Origin of the sequence: Nocardia sp. NPDC058658 (genome assembly GCF_042716665.1) — a bacterium.
Taxonomy (GTDB): domain Bacteria; phylum Actinomycetota; class Actinomycetes; order Mycobacteriales; family Mycobacteriaceae; genus Nocardia.
Map to the genome: position 1 here is coordinate 201,246 of NZ_JBHXRR010000006.1, position 18,019 is coordinate 219,264.

19 protein-coding genes and 1 pseudogene are annotated in these 18,019 nt (G+C 67.7%); 6 read left to right on the top strand and 14 right to left on the bottom strand.

Annotated elements, in window-relative coordinates; translation table 11 throughout:
• Positions 1-108: 108 nt before the first annotated feature.
• The 8 genes from ACFWUP_RS12680 to ACFWUP_RS12715 form a co-directional block, all read right to left on the bottom strand.
• Positions 109-1,329, bottom strand: a complete 1,221-nt coding sequence (locus ACFWUP_RS12680; RefSeq protein ID WP_379233652.1) for a cytochrome P450 — start codon at positions 1,327-1,329, stop codon at positions 109-111.
• Positions 1,326-2,579, bottom strand: a complete 1,254-nt coding sequence (locus ACFWUP_RS12685; RefSeq protein ID WP_379233654.1) for a cytochrome P450 — start codon at positions 2,577-2,579, stop codon at positions 1,326-1,328. The genes ACFWUP_RS12680 and ACFWUP_RS12685 overlap by 4 nt, the downstream gene beginning before the upstream one ends.
• Positions 2,576-3,190 carry an ATP/GTP-binding protein gene (locus ACFWUP_RS12690; protein WP_379233656.1) on the bottom strand — a complete coding sequence of 205 codons (615 nt, stop codon included), beginning with the start codon at positions 3,188-3,190 and terminating at the stop codon, positions 2,576-2,578. Before ACFWUP_RS12690 ends, ACFWUP_RS12685 begins: the two co-directional genes overlap by 4 nt.
• Positions 3,171-3,515 (bottom strand): DUF742 domain-containing protein, encoded by a 345-nt coding sequence (locus tag ACFWUP_RS12695; protein ID WP_379233657.1) that lies wholly within the window; start codon positions 3,513-3,515, stop codon positions 3,171-3,173. The genes ACFWUP_RS12690 and ACFWUP_RS12695 overlap by 20 nt, the downstream gene beginning before the upstream one ends.
• A complete protein-coding gene (locus ACFWUP_RS12700; RefSeq protein ID WP_379233659.1) occupies positions 3,512-3,922 on the bottom strand; it encodes a roadblock/LC7 domain-containing protein in 411 nt (136 codons plus the stop codon). Before ACFWUP_RS12700 ends, ACFWUP_RS12695 begins: the two co-directional genes overlap by 4 nt.
• Positions 3,919-5,364, bottom strand: a complete 1,446-nt coding sequence (locus tag ACFWUP_RS12705; RefSeq protein ID WP_379233661.1) for a sensor histidine kinase — start codon at positions 5,362-5,364, stop codon at positions 3,919-3,921. Before ACFWUP_RS12705 ends, ACFWUP_RS12700 begins: the two co-directional genes overlap by 4 nt.
• Positions 5,365-5,538: 174 nt before the next feature.
• Positions 5,539-6,744, bottom strand: a complete 1,206-nt coding sequence (locus tag ACFWUP_RS12710; protein ID WP_379233663.1) for an SGNH/GDSL hydrolase family protein — start codon at positions 6,742-6,744, stop codon at positions 5,539-5,541.
• A gap of 98 nt (positions 6,745-6,842) precedes the next feature.
• Positions 6,843-7,250: a RidA family protein gene (locus tag ACFWUP_RS12715; protein WP_379233665.1), complete on the bottom strand. Its 408-nt coding sequence runs from the start codon at positions 7,248-7,250 to the stop codon at positions 6,843-6,845.
• A gap of 36 nt (positions 7,251-7,286) precedes the next feature.
• Between ACFWUP_RS12715 and ACFWUP_RS12720 the strand changes: the two genes are divergently transcribed.
• Both ACFWUP_RS12720 and ACFWUP_RS12725 read left to right on the top strand, forming a co-directional pair.
• Positions 7,287-7,910 (top strand): TetR/AcrR family transcriptional regulator, encoded by a 624-nt coding sequence (locus ACFWUP_RS12720; protein ID WP_379233667.1) that lies wholly within the window; start codon positions 7,287-7,289, stop codon positions 7,908-7,910.
• Complete coding sequence (locus ACFWUP_RS12725; protein WP_379233669.1) at positions 7,907-8,041, top strand: hypothetical protein; 135 nt, start codon at positions 7,907-7,909, stop codon at positions 8,039-8,041. Before ACFWUP_RS12720 ends, ACFWUP_RS12725 begins: the two co-directional genes overlap by 4 nt.
• A 17-nt stretch (positions 8,042-8,058) precedes the next feature.
• Here ACFWUP_RS12725 and bla read toward each other — a convergent pair whose 3' ends face one another.
• Positions 8,059-8,949 carry a class A beta-lactamase gene (gene bla / locus ACFWUP_RS12730; protein WP_379233806.1) on the bottom strand — a complete coding sequence of 297 codons (891 nt, stop codon included), beginning with the start codon at positions 8,947-8,949 and terminating at the stop codon, positions 8,059-8,061.
• Positions 8,950-9,144: 195 nt separating this feature from the next.
• Here bla and ACFWUP_RS12735 point away from each other — a divergent pair, with 195 nt between their 5' ends.
• The 3 genes and pseudogenes from ACFWUP_RS12735 to ACFWUP_RS12745 all read left to right on the top strand — a co-directional run.
• Complete coding sequence (locus ACFWUP_RS12735) at positions 9,145-10,020, top strand: LysR family transcriptional regulator (RefSeq protein WP_379233671.1); 876 nt, start codon at positions 9,145-9,147, stop codon at positions 10,018-10,020.
• Positions 10,017-11,048, top strand: a complete 1,032-nt coding sequence (locus ACFWUP_RS12740; RefSeq protein ID WP_379233673.1) for a serine hydrolase — start codon at positions 10,017-10,019, stop codon at positions 11,046-11,048. Before ACFWUP_RS12735 ends, ACFWUP_RS12740 begins: the two co-directional genes overlap by 4 nt.
• Before the next feature lie 60 nt (positions 11,049-11,108).
• Positions 11,109-11,456: pseudogene (locus tag ACFWUP_RS12745) on the top strand (arabinosyltransferase); the annotation flags it as partial.
• 194 nt (positions 11,457-11,650) lie between these two features.
• Here ACFWUP_RS12745 and ACFWUP_RS12750 read toward each other — a convergent pair.
• Entirely contained in the window at positions 11,651-11,872 is a 222-nt protein-coding gene (locus ACFWUP_RS12750; protein ID WP_379233816.1) for a hypothetical protein, read from the bottom strand.
• Between ACFWUP_RS12750 and ACFWUP_RS12755 the strand changes: the two genes are divergently transcribed.
• Positions 11,805-14,945, top strand: coding sequence for an arabinosyltransferase domain-containing protein (locus ACFWUP_RS12755; protein ID WP_379233808.1), 3,141 nt, complete (start codon positions 11,805-11,807; stop codon positions 14,943-14,945). The genes ACFWUP_RS12750 and ACFWUP_RS12755 overlap by 68 nt on opposite strands.
• 113 nt (positions 14,946-15,058) lie before the next feature.
• Here the strand turns inward: ACFWUP_RS12755 and ACFWUP_RS12760 are convergent, their stop codons facing one another.
• From ACFWUP_RS12760 to ACFWUP_RS12775, 4 genes are all read right to left on the bottom strand, one after another.
• A complete protein-coding gene (locus ACFWUP_RS12760; RefSeq protein ID WP_379233674.1) occupies positions 15,059-15,631 on the bottom strand; it encodes a PIN domain-containing protein in 573 nt (190 codons plus the stop codon).
• A 9-nt stretch (positions 15,632-15,640) separates the two neighbouring features.
• Complete coding sequence (locus ACFWUP_RS12765) at positions 15,641-16,174, bottom strand: helix-turn-helix domain-containing protein (RefSeq protein WP_379233676.1); 534 nt, start codon at positions 16,172-16,174, stop codon at positions 15,641-15,643.
• 173 nt (positions 16,175-16,347) lie between these two features.
• A complete protein-coding gene (locus tag ACFWUP_RS12770; protein WP_379233678.1) occupies positions 16,348-16,554 on the bottom strand; it encodes a hypothetical protein in 207 nt (68 codons plus the stop codon).
• 443 nt (positions 16,555-16,997) lie between these two features.
• Positions 16,998-17,948 carry an ankyrin repeat domain-containing protein gene (locus ACFWUP_RS12775; protein ID WP_379233680.1) on the bottom strand — a complete coding sequence of 317 codons (951 nt, stop codon included), beginning with the start codon at positions 17,946-17,948 and terminating at the stop codon, positions 16,998-17,000.
• Positions 17,949-18,019: the final 71 nt, after the last annotated feature.

The following is an 18,019-nucleotide window of genomic DNA, read 5'->3' on the forward strand; positions in this document are numbered from 1 at the left end:
GGGGCCCCACCCCTTCCTTTGCGTGCGCGGGGGGGGGGGTGGGGGCTCCTTCGCCGCCTGGGGGGGGGGGGGGGGGCTCTGGGCGGCCGGCCCCCCGCCCCGCGCCAGTCAGTTCAGGATGATCGGCAACGCGGCCAGATCGTTCTGCGTGAGCACCGGCAGATTGCCGATCTCACTGTCGGGCACCGCAAGTCGCAGCGCCGGGAAGCGGGCGAACAGCGCGGGCAGCGCGATCGCGGCTTCCAGACGCGACAGGGCGGCACCGGGGCAGATGTGCGGGCCGTAGCCGAATGCCAAGTGGCGGTTGGCCGTCGAGCGGGTCACGTCGAAGTCGTCGGCGGTCTCGCCGTGCACCGTGGTGTCGCGGCCGATGGCACGGTAGGACATCACCACGCCCTCCCCCTTGGCGATCACGGTGTCGCCGACGGTGATGTCCTCGGTGGCGAAACGCATCAGCAGGTGCGAGACCGGGCCGTCCCAGCGCAGCGACTCCTCGATCACCTGCTTCCATTCCACGTCGCCCGCAAGGACTTTCGCCAGCTGCTCGGGTTCGGCGAGCAGCGCGCGCACGGTGTTGATGATCAGGCTCACGGTGGTCTCGTGCCCGGCGGCGACGAGGGCCTTGATATTGCCGATCGCCTCTTCCTCGGTGAGCGGCTCGCCGCCCTCGTCGGCGGTGATGAACGCCGATGTCAGGTCATCGGCGGGGTTCGCGATCTTCTGCCGGACCAGGTCGGTGAAGTACACATCGAGGCCGCCGATCACCTCGAGCCGCTCGTCCTGCGGGGTCATCACCGAGAAGAACTTCTTGTACCAGTCGAGCAGCATCGGGTGATCCTCGCGCCGCACGCCCATCAGGTCCCCGACCACCCGCATCGGCAGCGGATAGGCGAAGACCTCCTTGAGGTCGACCGGCGCGCCGTCGACACCCGCGGCCTCGAGATCGTCGAGCAGGTCGGCGGTGAGCTGCTCGATCACCGGCCGCAGCTCCTCCAGCCGGCGCGGGGCCAGCGCCTGGGCGGTCTTGAGCCGCAACCGGCGGTGCTCGGCACCGTCGACGCTGAACATCGAACGGTCGACCAGGACCATCCCGATCAGCGGCCACTGGGTGGTCACCACGCCGTCGGCGTACAGCGACCACGCGTTGATGTCCTTGACCAGCCGGGGATCGGTGGTTAACTGGCGCGCGATCGCGTGATCGGTGACGGTCCAGGCGGGCACGCCGAGCAGGTCGATCCGGGTGATCGGGCCGAGCTCACGAAGTCGGGCGGTCTCCCCGTTGAGGTCACCGACCATGGGGTCGATGGCAAAGGGGCATTGGGAACTCACGAAAAACCTCCGACGGGTCGAACTGGTGTGAAACGAACGGGCAGTGCGCTCATGCCCCGAAGGAAAGCCGAAGGTCGCCGGGTGAGTTGGTCGGCGGGTACTGCCAGGTCCATATCCGGGAGCCGGTCGAGCAGCACCTCGATACCGGTCCTGGCGATGATCTCGGCGATCTGCTGCGCCGCGAACGGGCAGCGGTATTCGCCGTAACTGAACGCGAAGTGGGCGTTGTTGCCGGTGGGCACCGAGCCGCCCTCGGAAAACGATTGGCGCACATGCGGATCGAGATTGGCCGCGGCGAGTCCGAGCAGCAGCATGTCACCGGCACGAATCGTCTTGTCGCCCAGGCGAGTATCGCGCGCGGCCCACCGACCGGCCAGGATCGAGGTCGGGCCCTCTTCCCAGAGGACTTCGCTCATGGCCTCGCCGACGCTGCGTCGACCACCGCCGAGGGCGTTGGCGAAACGGTCGTCGGTGAGCATCAACCGCATCGACGTGCCCAGCCAGTCGGCGGTGGGCAGATGGCCCGCGGCGGTGATCGCCATCAGGTCCATCATGTATTCCTCGTCGGTGAACGGCTCGGGATCGGCCAGCATCAGCGACACCAGATCCCCACCGGGACGGGCCTTCTTGGTCGCCAGCAGGCGCGCCATGTGCTCGGCGAAACGAGCGTGCCCGGCCTGAGCGTCGGCGCCGCCGTCGGCGAGCATCTTGATCACCAGAGCGAGGTCGTCGGCGTCGGCGTCGGGCATGCCGAGGATGCGCGACAGCGCCAGCACCGGCAGCTTCACCGCGAATTCCGCCATCAGGTCGGCAGTCCCGCGACCGCAGAACCCGTCGATGAGGCGGTCCGCGATTTCCTCACAGGCCCTGCGCAATTCGAAGTGGTCGACCGCGTCGAGAGCCGGTTCCACCATCGCCAGGTGTCGGCGATGTTCGGCGCCCGCGGTGAAGTAGATCGAGGGCATGGGTCGCCCGACCATCGGCAGCAGCGGCCAGTCCTCCGGCACCCGCCCCCACTGGTTCCACAGCGACACATCGCGCGGGAACAGCAGCGGATCGCTGGTCACCTGGTGCAGTTCGCGGTAGCCGATGATCAGCCAGGCCGGGAACCCGCCGGGCAGCTCCACGTGCACCACGGGCCCGTGATCGCGGCGCATCCGCCGATAGACCTCGTGCGGTTCGATGTGGAATTCCGGGCCGCTCAACGGCACCGCGCCGGTGATCGGGCAGGCGCCGGTGGGTGTGCTCATGAGACGGTTTCTCCCTGCGAGACAGCGGAATACAGGTGCTCGACCAGAGTGATCAGCACCTGCTTGCTCGATTCGCGCGAGCGCGCGTCACACATCACCAGCGGCACGGCCGGATCCAGATCGAGTGCACCACGCACTTCGTCGGGCGCGTGGGAGCCACCGAAGTCGTTGCAGGCCACCACGAACGGTGTGCCCTGATGTTCGAGCCGGTCGATCGCGTACCAGGAGTCACTGATCCGGCGCTGGTCCACCAGCACGATCGCACCGAGCGCGCCCGCGAACAGCCGGTCCCACAGGAACCAGAACCGTTGCTGCCCAGGGGCACCGAACAGATACAGCACATGTTCGGCATCGAGGGTGATACGCCCGAAGTCGAAGGCGACGGTGGTGGTCGACTTGCCCGGCACCTCACTGGTGTCGTCGACGTCCGCGCTCACGTCGGTCATGATGGCCTCGGTGTCGAGTGGCCTGATCTCGCTCACCGAACGCACCAATGTCGTTTTACCGACGCCGAATCCGCCGATGATCACGATTTTCAGCCCGTGCTGTGCCGTGCTGTGCAGCGGGGCGCTGGCCCGCTCCGGCACGTTCTCAGAGCTTGCGAAGTCCAACGAGCACCTTCTCGAGGGTGGAAGCGTCCAGCGACATCGCCGCCGACAGCGGTGGGCGCACGGTGATCTTGCCCGCTGCGAGCAGATCCGACAGCACAACCGTCGCGACACCGACGGGCAGGCGCAGCTCGGCCGCGATCTCCACGACCGCGGTCGGCGCCCGGCACATGTCGAGCACCGCGACCTGTTCCGACGACATGCCCGCACTCGGCGCCGACTCGCTCACCACCAGGGTGACCAGGTCGAAGTCCTCGGTCATGGGCGCGCGGCCGCCCGTCAGGGTGTAAAAGCGGTCGGGATCGTCGTCGCGACCTGCCCTGATCACTCGATCGCTCCGCGGCGTGGCTGGGCCGCCAGGTGCTCGCCGAGCTGTTCGACCAGCTCGTGCATCGTGTGCCCGACCAGGCCCGCGTCGGCGTCCTCGGCGGCCACCACCGCTAAGTGCGCGCCGCGTCCCGCCTCGACCACGAACAGGATGCCGCCGTAGAACTCGGTCATCGACTGGCGAACTCCGCCACGCCCGTCACCGAACTCGACGGAGGCCCCGTGCGAAAGACTCTGGAACCCGGCGGCGATCGCGGCCAGCTGATCGGCGCGGTCGATGTCGAGTTCCGGTGTGTGGCAGATCTTCAGCCCGTCACCCGAGAGCAGCAGGGCGTGCCTGGCGCGCGGGGTGCGGGCGAGCAGCTTCTCGAGCAGCCAGCCGAGGTTGGTGGGGGCGGTTGTGGTCATCGGTCCTCCAGTTGGTCGGCGGGTGCGGCGGCGCTGCCGGTTTCATAGCTGGTGCTGCCGGTTTCGTAGCTGGTGAGGTTGCGGCCCGGCGCGGAGCGCTGAAAGGCGCCAAGCGCAGTGGGTTCGGCCGGTCGTGCGGTGGTGGCGGGGGCGCTGCTGAGGCCTTCCGGGTGAACCTGGGCGAGGGTGTCGCCCCGGCGACGTTTCGGCAGCGAGGGCGTGGCGCCGTTCGATTCCGGTCGTGAGTGTTGGCCGAGGGGCTCGACGGCATCCAAGGCGCCCGTATCCGCACCGGAATCCATGGTGCCGGTAGCTGTTCTGCGGGGAATCGGACTGTCGAACTGGCTCAGCGTCGTGGATTCGGCGACGCGGGGCGCCGTGATCGCCGGACGACTGCGACGTTCGGCCCGAGCGGTGAGCTCCCGAGGGATGACAACGACCACCGCGGTGCCGCCGATCGCCGACGGCCGATACGACACGGTGAGTTCGTGTTTGCGCGCCAGATGCCCGACAACGGCGAGCCCGAGGCGGGTGCCCGACAGCGTGGCCAGGTCGGCGCCCTTGCCCTGGTGATCGCGTCCGGAGACGGCGGCCTCGGCGCGACGCAGCGCGGAGTCGCTCATGATCAGACCGCTGTCCTCGATCGTGATCACCACGCCCGCAGGCACTTCCGCGGCGTAGACGTGCACCTCGGTGGTGGGCGGGGAGAAGTTGCACGCGTTGTCGAGCAGTTCGGCCAGTGTGTGCATCACGCCCTCGGCGGCATGTCCGGCGACACCGATCTCGGCGATCGCGCGCAGCCGCACGCGCTGATACCCGGCCACCCGACCCATCGCGCCGCGCAGAATCGATTCCATCGCAATCGGTTTCGCCCAGCGACGGCCGGTGCGCGCGCCGGACAGGACCGCGATGCTGTCGGCGAGGCGGCCCGCCTGGGCGGTGCGGTGGTCGATGTGAAGCAGGTCGGTGAGCACCCTCGGGTCGGCGTGGCGGTGTTCCATCTCCCGCAGCTCGGCCAGCATCGAGGTGGTCATCGCCTGGATGCGGCCCGCAGCACCGGCGAACGCGGCCAGTGCGGCCGCACCACGGCGCGAATTCTCCTGGGCTTCCCACGCATACGCGGCGGTGTGTTCGTCGGCCTCGGCCAGGCGTGCGGTCGCCTCGGCGACGGTGGTAGCCAATTGCTGTTCGGCTCGCTGCGCGGCGGCCTGACTCGCGCGCGCCCGCGTGCGTTGACGCAGCGCGTACCAGACTGCGGGACAACCGATCAGCGCCGCGGCGAGGGCGGCGGCCAGCACCGGGATTCCGATCGACTGCGGCGCGAACACCGCGGTCACAGCGGCGATCGCCACCACCGCCACCCCGGCGCCGAGCACCACGGATCCAGCGTTGTCACCGGACTCCGCCGGTTCGGCTACCGTCTGCACTTCCGCAGTACTCACACGCCCCCAGCCATCAGTGGACTCTCAAACACGCAGCAAGGCAGCCTGTTCCGAAGATGAAGTCGAGCATATCGAGCCCCCGCCCTACCTGCCACTCGACCGATCAGGGTTCACCGGCCGTTGGGGTACGGGTCAGTAACGAGCCTGGTCGTGACGGCCGCGGCGAGACGGTGATCACGCGGCCAGCGCGGGTGCGATGGCCGTCGCGATCGCACGGTAGCCGGAATCGTTGGGGTGCAGGTGATCACCGCTGTCGAAGGCGTCGGCGAGGCGGGTGCGATCGTTCGGTGCGGCGAGCGCCAGTTCGAGATCGACCACCTTGTCGAAGGCGCCCGCCTCGCGTATCCAAGTGTTCACCTCGGTACGAAGCCGCTCCTTCTCCGGCGAGAAGAACGACGACCCGGCGAAGGGCAGGATCGTCGCGCCGATGATGCGCACCCGCGCCGCGCGCGCCTGGGCGATCAAGTCGCGGTACCCGTCGATGAGTTGTTCTTTCGACACCGGCGGGAAGACGATGCCGTCCGGGCCCGGGTTGCCCGCGAGCCCGATGTCGTTGATGCCGATCAGGACGACGGCGGTGCCGACACCCGGTTGGTCGAGCACGTCACGGCGGAAACGAGCGATGGCATTGTCACCGAGGACGGTCGAGTCGGCGATCAGTCTGTTGCCGCCTGCTCCGGCGTTGACCACCGGGCCGTGAAAACCGGCTGCCGCGAGTAGGTCGGGATAGCGCTGGTCGGAGTCGGGAGTGGAGCGGAAACCCTCGGTGATCGAATCCCCGAAAGCCACAGTGACGTCACCTTCGCCGGCCCGGAGCGTCTCGACGCCCGCCAGGTAGTACCAGGACTGCGATTCTTCGGTGAAGTCCGTTGCCGAAGGGTCCGCGACATGATCTCCGGTCGCCCGGTACGAGGTCGCCTGCGCCTGTCCGTGCTGACTCGCGGGGCCGGTGGGATAGGTGAAGTAGAGCGTTATCGCCATCAGTGGCCCTACGGATTCCACTGCGTCGGTGACTATTTCGGCACCTGGCGCCGCCACGAAAGCGGTCTCCCCACCAACGGTCAACGCCCGCACCGATTCCGGGACAACGGCCGCGCCACCCGCACTCCGTGCCACCGTCGCCGCCGCGACCGGCAACGGGTACTCACCGTAGCGATTCGACAGCCGAATTCTGACCTGCGGCCCGTCTTGCGACAGCCGAACCACCTGCCGCACAGTCTGATCGGAGAATCCCATCGCGGACCAGTTCTGGTAGATGGGGTACTGGACAGCGGTGGCCCAGGCACTCGACCAAGCAGGCTCGGTGTCGCGCACACCGAACGCCACTACCGCCAGCGCGGCTACGGCGGCGACGGGCGCGGCAATCCAGCGTAGGCGCAAGGGTTTTCCGTTCGATCAAGGTGAGAACATTCTAGGCGCCACCGCCCGAGCACCCCACCATCAGGATATTCCCTCGACAGCGGCCGACACTGGATGTCTCAGTCGAGCACGGCCGTCGCCTCGACCTCGACGAGCAGATCCGGCTCCCCGAGCGCGGCGACCCCGATCAGCGTGATCGGCTTGACCGGATCGACCCCCAATTTCGCCGCCGCCCGCGCCACCCCCTCGCCGAGCAGCGGGAACTTCTCCGGACCCCAGTCCACGACGTAGATCGTCAGCTTCGCGACATCGTCGAACGAACCGCCGACGGCCGCGAGCGCGGTGGCGACATTGAGGTATGCCTGCTCCACCTGGGCGGCGAAATCGTCTGTGCCGACCCGGTTTCCGTCGGCGTCGCGGGCGACCTGCCCGGCCAGGAAGACCAGCCGAGAGCCCGTCGCGATCGAGAGCTGCCGGTATACGTCCGGCTTCGGGAGCCCGTCCGGATTCATCAGTTCTACAGTCATGTCGAATAGCATAACGCTGTTATGTAATCTTGCGCTATGGCCAGGACGAAGAATCTCGCGGTACGTTCGATGCTGATCGACCGAGCGGCGCAACTGCTGCGCGAGCGCCAACCGGTCACGCTGCGTGGCCTGGTGGCGGGCACCGAGGTGTCGACCATGGCCGTCTACACCTACTTCGACGGCATCGACGGCCTGTGGCGCGCGGTCCGCCAGGAAGGTTTCACCCGGCTCGCCACCCGCCTGACCGAGGTGCCGACCACCGACGACCCCGTCCATGACCTGGCCGCCCTCGGCAGCGCCTACCTGTCCAACGCCCTGACCAACCCCGACCTCTACCGGGTGATGTTCGACGCCGGCGTCGACCTCGAAGACGCCGCAGCCGCCGATGCGACCCTGGATCGCCTGGTCACCGCCGTGCAATCGGCCAAGTCCGATGACCGGTTCCGCGCCGATGTCGATCCACTGGACCTGGCAACCCAGAGCTGGACCATCGGCCACGGTCTGGCCGGCCTCGTCGCCACCGGCCCCCTGCCACCCGCAGCACTGAACTACGGAATCCCCATGCTGACAGCACTGTTCATCGGGGCCGGTGATGAACCACAACGCTGCACGCAGTCGGTCACCACGGGCTGGCGCATCAGCGAGGAGCGATACCCATGAGAATTCAGCGAACTGCCGACGTATGGGAGGCGATCGCGAACTCCCCTGAAGAGGAACAGCAGCTTCGTGCGTGGGTCGAGATCCTGGACGAGACGGGTTCGTCGGACGAAGACGGCCCGGACACAGAGTAGGTACCTGCCGGGGTCGGTTACCGGAGTGCGCCGACTGCGGCCCTCGTTGCCTCGGCTACGAGGTCGTTGGAGGGTTCCGCGTTCTGGTCGGGTTTGGTGGTCAGGACCGCGAGGACCAGGGGTTGGCGGCCCGGGGGCCAGGCGATGGCTACGTCGAGGGCGGAGCCGTAGGAGGGGGTGCCGGTTTTGTCGCCGACTTTCCAGTCGGCGGGCAGGCCCGCTTTGATGCGTTTGGCGCCGGTGGCGCCGGCGAGGAGCCAGTCGGTGAGTTGGGCGCGTTCGGGGGCGGCGAGGGCGGTGCCGAGGACGAGGGCGCGGTAGTCGGCGGCCAGTGCGGCGGCGGTGGTGGTGTCGCGTTCGTCGCCGGGGACGGCGGTGTTGAGTTCGGGTTCCCAGCGGTCGAGGCGGGTGACGGAGTCGCCGAGCGTACGCAGGAAAGTTGTGAGGCCCTCGGGGCCGCCGAGTTGCCGGAGGACGAGGTTGCCCGCGGTGTTGTCCGAGACGGTGATCGCGGCGTGGCAGATCGTGGAGACGGTCATGCCGGTGTCGACGTGTTTCTCCGTCTCGGGGGAATTCACCACGATGTCGGCGGACGTGTAGTGGATGACCTGGTCGAAATAGCCCGTGGACAGTGGATGTGCCTGCAGGAGTGCGCCACACGCCAAGCCCTTGAAGGTCGATCCCATCGCGAAGCGCTCGCCTTCGCGGTAGTCGACGGTCGTCCCATTGCCGGTGTCGACGACCGCGAGACCAAGTCGAGCACCATATTTCGCCTCCAGATCGGCGAATAGTGGTGTGACGGAAGCGGTTGTCGATGTACTCGGTGCCGGTTCGACGTCGCCGCTCGCGCAGGCGGTGAAAGTCACGGCCGAGGCCGCGAGCACGAGGGCGGCGATCCGGGTTCGCAGGAGGGGCTTCGGTGCGGTGGGGGTCACCGCTGCACAACATCATCATCGGCCGGTTCGGGGCCAATATCGGACAGCACCCTGAACGAGTCGAACTCGATATAACCACAGGTAGGTACCGGTAAATCTCATCCGAAAGCCTATCGACGCGGCCTCGTAATGGCCGATTGTCCAAGTCGCGGCAAACGCGCTGGTTCAATGGCCGATATGGATCTGATCCGCCACCTCCGGTTCTTCGTCTCCGTCGCGGACGAGGGCCACTTCGGGCGGGCGGCAGCGGCGCTTGACATGACCCAACCACCCCTGTCGCAGGGTTTGCGCCGCCTCGAACAGCACCTCGACGTCGAACTGATCCGCCGCACCAGCCAGGGTGCGCTGCTCACCACCGCGGGCAAGCACCTGCTGCCGCGCGCCCGGTTGCTCGTCGACGACGCCGACCGCCTGCTCGCCGAATCCCAGCGGATCGCCCAGCTCAGCGGCACCGTGCGCTTCGCGGCGACCAGCGCGCTCCCCGACCGCCTGGTCACCGCCTGCGTGACCGGCCTGCGCGCCGCGGGTGGCAGTGTGGCGACAACGCTCGGCACGACCGTCGACCTGGTCACCGAGGTGCGGACGGGCGTGTGCGATGTGGCGGTGATCGAACATCCGGCGCTGGTCGACGGTGTCGAGGCCGGACCGGTGCTGAAGTTGCCGCGTTGGTTGGTGGTGCCCGCCGATCACCGCACGACCACCACCGAGCGCCCGACGTTCCCGATGCTCGCCGGGCTGTATTTCGCGCACCCACCCCGCGCGGCGAACCCGCCCGCCTTCGACAGCATCGTCGATCTGCTGCGCGAACGCGGGCTGGACGCACCACCACTCGCGGCGTCCGACGATCGAGCGGTGCTGGCGGCAGTCGCTGCCGGAACGAGCTTCGGCGTGACAGCCACCCCGCCGACCCCCACACCGGGAGTGGCCTGGCTGACGCTGGCTCCACAGTCGATTGCGGTGCGGGTCAGGGTGATTCGCCGTCCGGATGCCGCGGCACATGCCGATGCGGTGGATCGGGTGCTCTATCGCGAGCGACTGCGATGAGCACCTTCGATGCGGCGAGAACGGGCGGCCGACCCGTCCCCGGCTCGAGCTCGGGCGATGCGCGCCCCAGTAGGCCGGACCTGGCCGACATCGGACCGGGCGGCTCCACCGCGACGATCTCGGAGGGTTCGAGCGTTCCGGAAGCAGCGGCCTCGCGAATCCGAGCGGTGTTCGCGGACGCGGGTTGCGCCGGCTGGTTGCATGCTCGCAGGTGTGACGGGTCACCCGGCGAGGTTTCCGTCGGTGGACACGACCGAGTGGTGTTCGCGTCGGTGTACAAACTGGTGTTGTTCGCGGCGTTCTTGCGTCAGGTCGACCGGGGACAGATCGATCCCGCCGGTCTCCTCACCATCGATCCCGCCGACTGCACGCCCGGCCCGACCGGCATTGCGGCACTGCATGATCCGGTCACGCTGAGCCGCCGCGACCTGGCGACGTCGATGATGACCGTGTCCGACAATGCCGCCGCCGACGTCCTCCTCGGCGAGGTCGGTCTCGCTGCGGTGAGCGAACTCGTCGACGAACTCGGCCTCACCGACACCCGCATCATCGGCGGCACCGCCGACCAGCACCGCAGGCTGGTGCGTGACACCGATACCCACACCACCGCAGAGGCTTTCGCCGCATTGGCCGACAATGACGAGGCGTGGACAGTCGCCGCGTACGACCCCTCCTACGCGAGCGCGACGACACCCGAGGAGATGACCCGCTTCCTGTGGAAGTTGTGGTCGGGCGACATATTGTCCACGGCCGGTTCGGAATTCGCGCGCACCGTGATGGGCAAACAGGTCTGGCAGCACCGCATCGCCGCCGCCTTCCCGCATCGCGGAGTCCTCGTGGCGGGGAAGACCGGCACCATCGGCGTGATCCGCAACGAAGTCGCCGTGATCGAGTTCCCCGGCGAAACACCGGTAGCGGTAGCGGTTTTCACCCGGGCGGCCCGCGCCGACCCGATGCTGCCTGCGGTCGACGCCGCGATCGGTGAAGCGGCCCGCATCGCTGTGACCGAACTGCGCCGCCCGCGCTGAAGCGCACCACCATGGCTAGCATCATCGCTTGTGGGTGGAGATTCTTCCGGCTTCGGCCGAATGCGGAAAATCGGGATCGCGGCGGGGGCGCTGGGTGTAGTGCTGGCGGTGGCGACTCCGTTGCTGCCGGTTCAGCAGACACGCGCGAGTCTGGATTGGCCGCAACCGCAGTCGATGCAGGTCAGCGCTCCGCTCGTGGGGTACGTGCCGTTGTCGCTCGACGTGAGCATTCCGTGCACTGCTCTGCGCGACATGAGCGGCGGGACCGTGCTGGCCACGGTTCCCGCGCAGGCGCCGCGAGCGGGGTCGAAGGGCCTGGTCGCGCGGATCGAGGACCGGCCGGGAGCTGGGCGGACGCTGTCGGTTGTGCTGCGGGACAAGTTGTTGCTGCGTGCGTCGATCGCGGAGATCGCGGGGGGCCAGGCACAGGGCGGCGCCCCGGCTCCCGCCACTGACGGGCAGACCCCACCCCCTGGAACTGTCCCACCGGCGACCGGCAGCGTCCCCCCACCCGGCGGTCCCGCCGAGGGAAGCGCTCCGCCGAACGCCGGGCCTCCCACTTCTGCCAGCGCCGGACCGAACTCCGGGATTCCAGGTGCCGGTCAGCCTCCGGGGTCGCCGCCTCCGGGCAGCGCTCCCCCATCGGGCAGCCCACCGCCGAGCGGACCCAACGGCGCGCCACCGTCGAATTCGGCGGGACCGGGCACCAGTCCGCCTGCCGGTCCGAGTGGCGGGCCCGGCGCTGCGCCCGGGAACGTGCAGCCGGCGGCATGCGGTGCGTTGACGGTCGTTTCGACGGCGTCGAGCACGACTGCAGAGCTCACCGGCTTGAAGCGGGCGGACGGCTCGCCGATGAAGACGACGGTGGACGCTGATGTGCGACCGCAGGTGGTCGGGGTCTACACCGAACTGGATCGCGGGCGGATGGGCGATGCGCGCCTGCATGCCGAGATCGACGCGCGGTTCTCGTCGAGTCCGAGCGGCTGGAAGCTGGCGGCGATCATCGGGGCCGTGCTGTGCACGCTCCTCGCGCTGATCTGCCTGCACCGCAGCGATACTCGCGACGGTCGACGAGCGCGGCGCGTACTGCCTGCCCGCTGGTGGCGATTCACCGGCATCGACGCGGCGGTCGCGAGCACATTGGCGGTCTGGCATGTGATCGGCGCCAACAGTTCTGACGACGGCTACATCCTGACGATGGCGCGAGCCTCGAAGGAGGCCGGTTATACCGCCAACTACTACCGGTGGTTCCAGGTCGCCGAAGCCCCGTTCGGGTGGCCGTACGAGGTGCTCGCGCAGATGACTCGGGTCAGCGAGACCGGTCTGTGGATGCGGCTGCCCGCGCTGCTCGCCGGGTTCGTGTGCTGGCTGGTGCTCAGCCGGGAAGTGCTGCCGCGCTTGGGTTCCGGTGTGCGAGCCAGCCGCGTGGCCCGCTGGACAGCGGCACTGGTGTTCCTGTCGATCTGGCTGCCCTACAACAACGGCCTGCGCCCCGAACCCCTCATCGCGGTCGGCGCCCTGCTCACCTGGTGCTCGATGGAACGGGCGATCGCCACCCGCCGCCTGCTGCCCGCCGCCGTTGCGGTACTGATCGCCGCATTCTCCCTCGCAGCCGGCCCCACCGGATTGATCTGCGTGGCAGCACTATTGGCGGGTTCACGTCCGGTGCTGCGGACAATTGTCGCCCGTGCCACCCCCGATTCGGGCGGCAAGTCCAGGCTCCTGCGGTACGCCGCGCTCCTGGTCCCGATCGTCGCCGCGGGCACCCTCGTGCTGGTCGTCGTCTTCGCCGACCAAACCTTCTCGACCGTCATGGAAGCCACCCGCGTCCGCCAACTCGTCGGCCCCGACATGTCCTGGTTCGAGGAACGCACCCGCTGGGATTCCCTGCTCTCGGTCAACCCCGACGGCTCCCTCGCCCGCCGATTCGGCATCCTCGCCATGCTGCTGTGCCTCATCGTCGGCATCATCGTGACCCTGCGCCACGGCCGCATCCCCACCACCGCCCGAGGCCCGGTGACCCGCATCCTCGCCGTCGTCTTCATGGCCCTGCTCCTGATGATGTTCACCCCCACCAAGTGGACCCACCACTTCGGCGTCTACGCGGGCCTGGCCGCCGCCCTCGCCGCGATCACCGCCGTAGCCCTCACCCGCACCAACTACCTCCGAACCCTGTTCGCCGCCGCAGTCCTGTTCCTGCTCGCCGTGAGCTTCACCGGCTCCAACGGTTGGTGGTACGTCTCGGGCTACGGAGTCCCCTGGCCCGACCGCGCTCCGTCCATCGGCGGCATCGAGGTATCGACAGTCTTCCTCGCTGCAACAGCGATGGCCCTACTCGCGGCCCTCTTCCAGTACTACTCGGCGCCCGTGGCGAACACCGCTACCGCCGGGGACACCCGTGCCGAGCCGGTCGGCGGCAGCGATGGAATCGACGGCGAAATCCGCAGCGGAGGCGCTGTCCACTCTGCTGATCGCGTTGATCGCCGACGCAGCGCACCGTCTCGCAGGATCCCGGCGGTTGCGCCACTGACGATCGCTGCGGCAGCCATGGTGCTGTTCGAAGTGGGATCGCTGGCAGTGGCGGGTATTTCGCAGTATCCGGCCTACTCCGTCGGACTGTCGAATCTGCGTGCGCTGGCCGGGGATCAGTGCGCAATGGCTGACGAGGTTCTTGTCGAGACCAACACCGCGGACTCGTTGCTCGCCCCGATCAACGGAACCGTCGCCGAGGGGTTGGCCGCCGAGAACACCGGCTTCACCCCGAATGGCGTCGGAAGTCTCGCTCCCGATCCCGGACCCGGCCAATCATCGGCCCCGCCGTCAGGTTCGGGCCCTGCACCGGGTGGAGGTGGCGCGCCCGGTGGACCAGGCCCTGCACCAGGTGGTCCCGGCGGCTCAGCTCCCGGCGGCTCAGCTACTGGCGGTGCGGCACCGGGCGGTACGAACGGGTCGGCACCCGGCGGCAGCTCACCAGGCAGTGCGAACGGGTCGGCACCGGGCGGTTCCACCGGAGCGCCGTCGGGCGGTCCCAACACCGGCCCGCCGGGAGCCCCCGGTCCCGCTGTCCCTGGCGTGAACGGCAGCACAGTGGCATTGCCGTTCGGACTCGCTCCGGAGCGGACACCTGTGCTCGGAAGCTATTCAACCGGCGAACCGCAACGCACCCAACTGACAACCCAGTGGTATCGCTTGGATCTCGCTGCTGCCCACCAGAATCCAGCTCACAGAGTGCTGGTTCTGACAGTGGCCGGACGAATCGAGTCCACCGCGCCCGACGGTTCACGCATGCCCGGCCAGCGATTGCGAGTGGAGTTCGCCCGCCATGCCGAGGACGGAACCTCCACCCTCCTAGGTGAATTGGCACCGCCGACAGTCGGTGGAGCACCAGGCTGGCGCAATCTGCCGATCGGACTCGACCGAATCCCCACCGGCACCAAAGCAGTTCGCCTCATCGCCGACACCAGCGAGCCCGACCCCATGCAGTGGCTCGCGATCACCCCACCCCGCCTACCCAAAATGTCGACCCTGAACACTGTCGTCGGCACCACCGACCCCATCCTCACGGATTGGCATGTAGGCCTGGCCTTCCCCTGCCAACGCCCGTTCAACCACCGAAACGGCGTAGCCGAAATGCCGATCTGGCGCATCCAGCCGGACAAACTCAACTCCCAGGTCTCCGAAACCTGGCAGGGCGAAACCGGCGGCGGCCCCCTCGGCTGGACCACCATGCTCATGCAATCCCGCACCATCCCCACCTACCTGACCAACGACTGGACCCGAGACTGGGGCGAACTCCAACGCCTGACCCGCACAGTCGCCGCTCCCCCAGCAGAAATCACCACCCACACCGAAACCCACTGGGGCACAACGAACGAAAGCCCGATCAAAACCAACTAATGCGGCCGCCTCACTCGACACCCGTCCGCGGTCGTCCGACCCGATTGCCCTTAACCAGGGTCGGACGACCAGCACTGCAGCCACTCGACAGCCCACTTCCGGCACAACAGCGGTCAGCGAATTGCGCTCAGGAGCTCAACAGCTTCATTCATGCGATACCGCGATGCGAGAATTTTCAGGGCTTCATCCGTTGTGACAACCGGATTTCGGTATCGACGCAACATTGTCCGCAGCGCCAGCAAGGCGGTTTCCGGTGATACTGCAACAGTGTCAGCGGCGAACTGCGCCGCAGACCGCACACAGAGTCCTTCTGGCAGAAGATCTTTGGGAAAGTCGCGCAGGTTGTCGGTCACGATCGCCCCGGCGCCACCAACGACAGCTGCTGCCGCGACATGTTCGTCATTCGAGTCGGGTAGCCCGAACGATCCATCGAGGGGCTCCCAATTCATGACCAGTGCGTCGTCGAACCTCGATTCGAGAACCTCGATCAACTTGCGGGCACGCGAAGCTGCTGACAGTTCGTCGTCGCCGCGGCCGACGAGTTTGGCCTGTTCACTCAGCTCCAACTCCAACAGGATTCGCTCCGACCACAGCGGCCGGTACAACCCTTCGACCGCGAGCGACAGCAGAAAGTCGCGTTGCAGACTGGGCCAGAGAACACACGTGTCGAGCAGTACCGCGAACACCGATCCCCCTCAGCTGTTGCGCTTACCCCGGTACCGTTCTGCTGCCAATCGCCGTGCCTCGCGCAGGTGGCGGTCTACGTCGGCGGGATCTTCCTCGATCGAGATATCCACCGCGGTTTCTGCCAGTGCGTCGTACTGACGGCGCCGACGGGCCTCGCGGTAGTCAAGAACATCGTCCAACTTCAGGCGGTGGCGGGTGCCTATCCGCTCGGCGGGCAATTCGTTCTTCTCGATGAGCCGCTTCACCGTCGGCCGGCTCACCCCGAGCAGGTCGGCGGCCTGCTGCGACGTCAGGGTCATGCTGTGGGGTGCGATGGTGACCGCCCGGCCCGCGAGCAGTGCCGCGACCACCTGCTTCAAGGCTTGATGAACATCGGCCGGTAGCTCGATTCGGTCACCCTCATCGGTTCCGACCAACGCGTAACTCGGTTTCGCGGCGGCACCCCAACGGCGCTCGTGCGCTTCGAGAAAGCTCATCACGGGCGCCAACAGCGCACCGTCATCGGGCAGGAATGTGCGCTCTTCCAGCGGTTGCGTGGTCATGACACCTCCTCAGCCGAACGTTTCGCAATTAGTTTCGATTCGTTCGAATACTATCACTCGGCCATGCGACGGAGCCACGATGGATTCACCGGGTTCCACGCGAGGCTGCACCTCGTCAGAGCTGGGTCGGAACGCTGATGCCTACCGAGGAGGGTGGGGTGTTGTGCGCCCGGTCACTGAGGGATGACGATGGGACAAGACATGGCGCCCACGGCGCAGGCGAACGACTCGATGAGGTTCTGCGCCACATCGGCGGAACCGGTGCCGATCGAACTACTGCCCGTGCCAGGCGTTTCCGCGGAGGCTGCGCCGGCCGCGGTGACAAGGCCCGTGGTCAGGGCAATAGCAGCGATACTGATGCGCACGGTCCGGAAGATCATGGCAAAACCGTACATTCGGGCAGCCGATTTCGAGAGCCCCCGAATACGGGGGCTCGTCGACCCAGCATGTCCAAACATTCCATGGCGGGCCACCACGTTGGAACAAGTTCACAGCAATCGGTAGGAGTACCGACGCATCTGCCGCTCGCCGGTATATCGCTCACTTCTGCCAGAAGGGCGGACGAGCACGAGTTCGTCGTCCTCGATCCGGAATCGGGTGCCGCGTTCCACAAACACCGGCGCGAACAGGACGAAGGCCGAGGCACACATTCCCGGCCCGTCCGATTCGACTGCATCGATAGTCGTTCTTAGCCAACCCACGTTGCGTCACCCCGCGCATGGAGCGGCTGAGCATCCTCGGGCATCGGCAGAAGCGGATGTTCGCGGCCGCGCGCCCCACGGCTGGGAACATCCTGCGGCCACTGGTTCGCTCATCCGAGCGGTCAGGGTCGGTACCGATGGTCGCCGTCGGGCACACGGAACCACATGTCCGGTGGTCCGGCGAAGGCGCGCGCGTCGCGCGGGCGCAATCCGGCCCACGCGCAGCAGTAGGCGAGGACGTCGCGCTGATACAGGTACGAGGTGAGGATGTCCTCGGCGGAATCATCGTCGGACGGGGGGAGGGCGGGACTTATATCCGAGCCGGTGCGCGCGCCGTCGACGCTGGTGCTGCCCTGGCAGCCGCTCTTCGGGTTGAAGTACATCCCATAGCATTTCGTGCCGGGAGACAGTCGGGTGGAGATGCCTGGCATCGAGGCGATGTAGGACCAGGGTTGGGCGATCGCGCAGCCGCCGGGCACGTCGGTCGCCCACATCGTCAACTCGGTGTCAGCGGACAGGGGCCAGCTCGCCATGTCGTCCGGGGTCACCGATTCCGCAGGCACGACCTCGGCGTCCAACCGGCGGACAGCCTCGGCCGCGTCGATGCCCGCGACACAGACCAGGCTCATCCCGTCGATCCATGGCGTGCCCAGTGCCGTGGTCAGCTGGCGTCTTTCCTCGACCGCGGCCTGTTCGGAGGCCGACAACGCGCCGGTGACCAGCGGATGCTGCCCAGCCAGGCTCAGCCTTGCCGGGGACCAGCCCGCCATCATCGGTCGCGCCGGATCAGCGCCAGCAGCCAGCAACGCGCGGGCGTTGTCGTGACGGTTGGCATACACCGCACGCCACAACGCGGTACGGCCCCACGCCATCGCGTCGACATCACCCACCCGCGACGCCACCTCCGCCACCACCTCCGCAGACCCGCTCTCGGCGGCCATGTCCAACGGTCTCCGCTGGCCATGCAGTAGGACATCGGGGTCGGCACCCGCTTCCAGACGTGCGCGTATCTGCCCTGGTTCGGTCCATGCCGCCCGACCGAGGCCGGCCCAGCCACCCTGCTCATCATGCATGACTACAGTGTGCAGTCTCGAACATGCGTTCGGTAGCCTGTTACGTCAGCTACGGCCACACCCCTGCATGG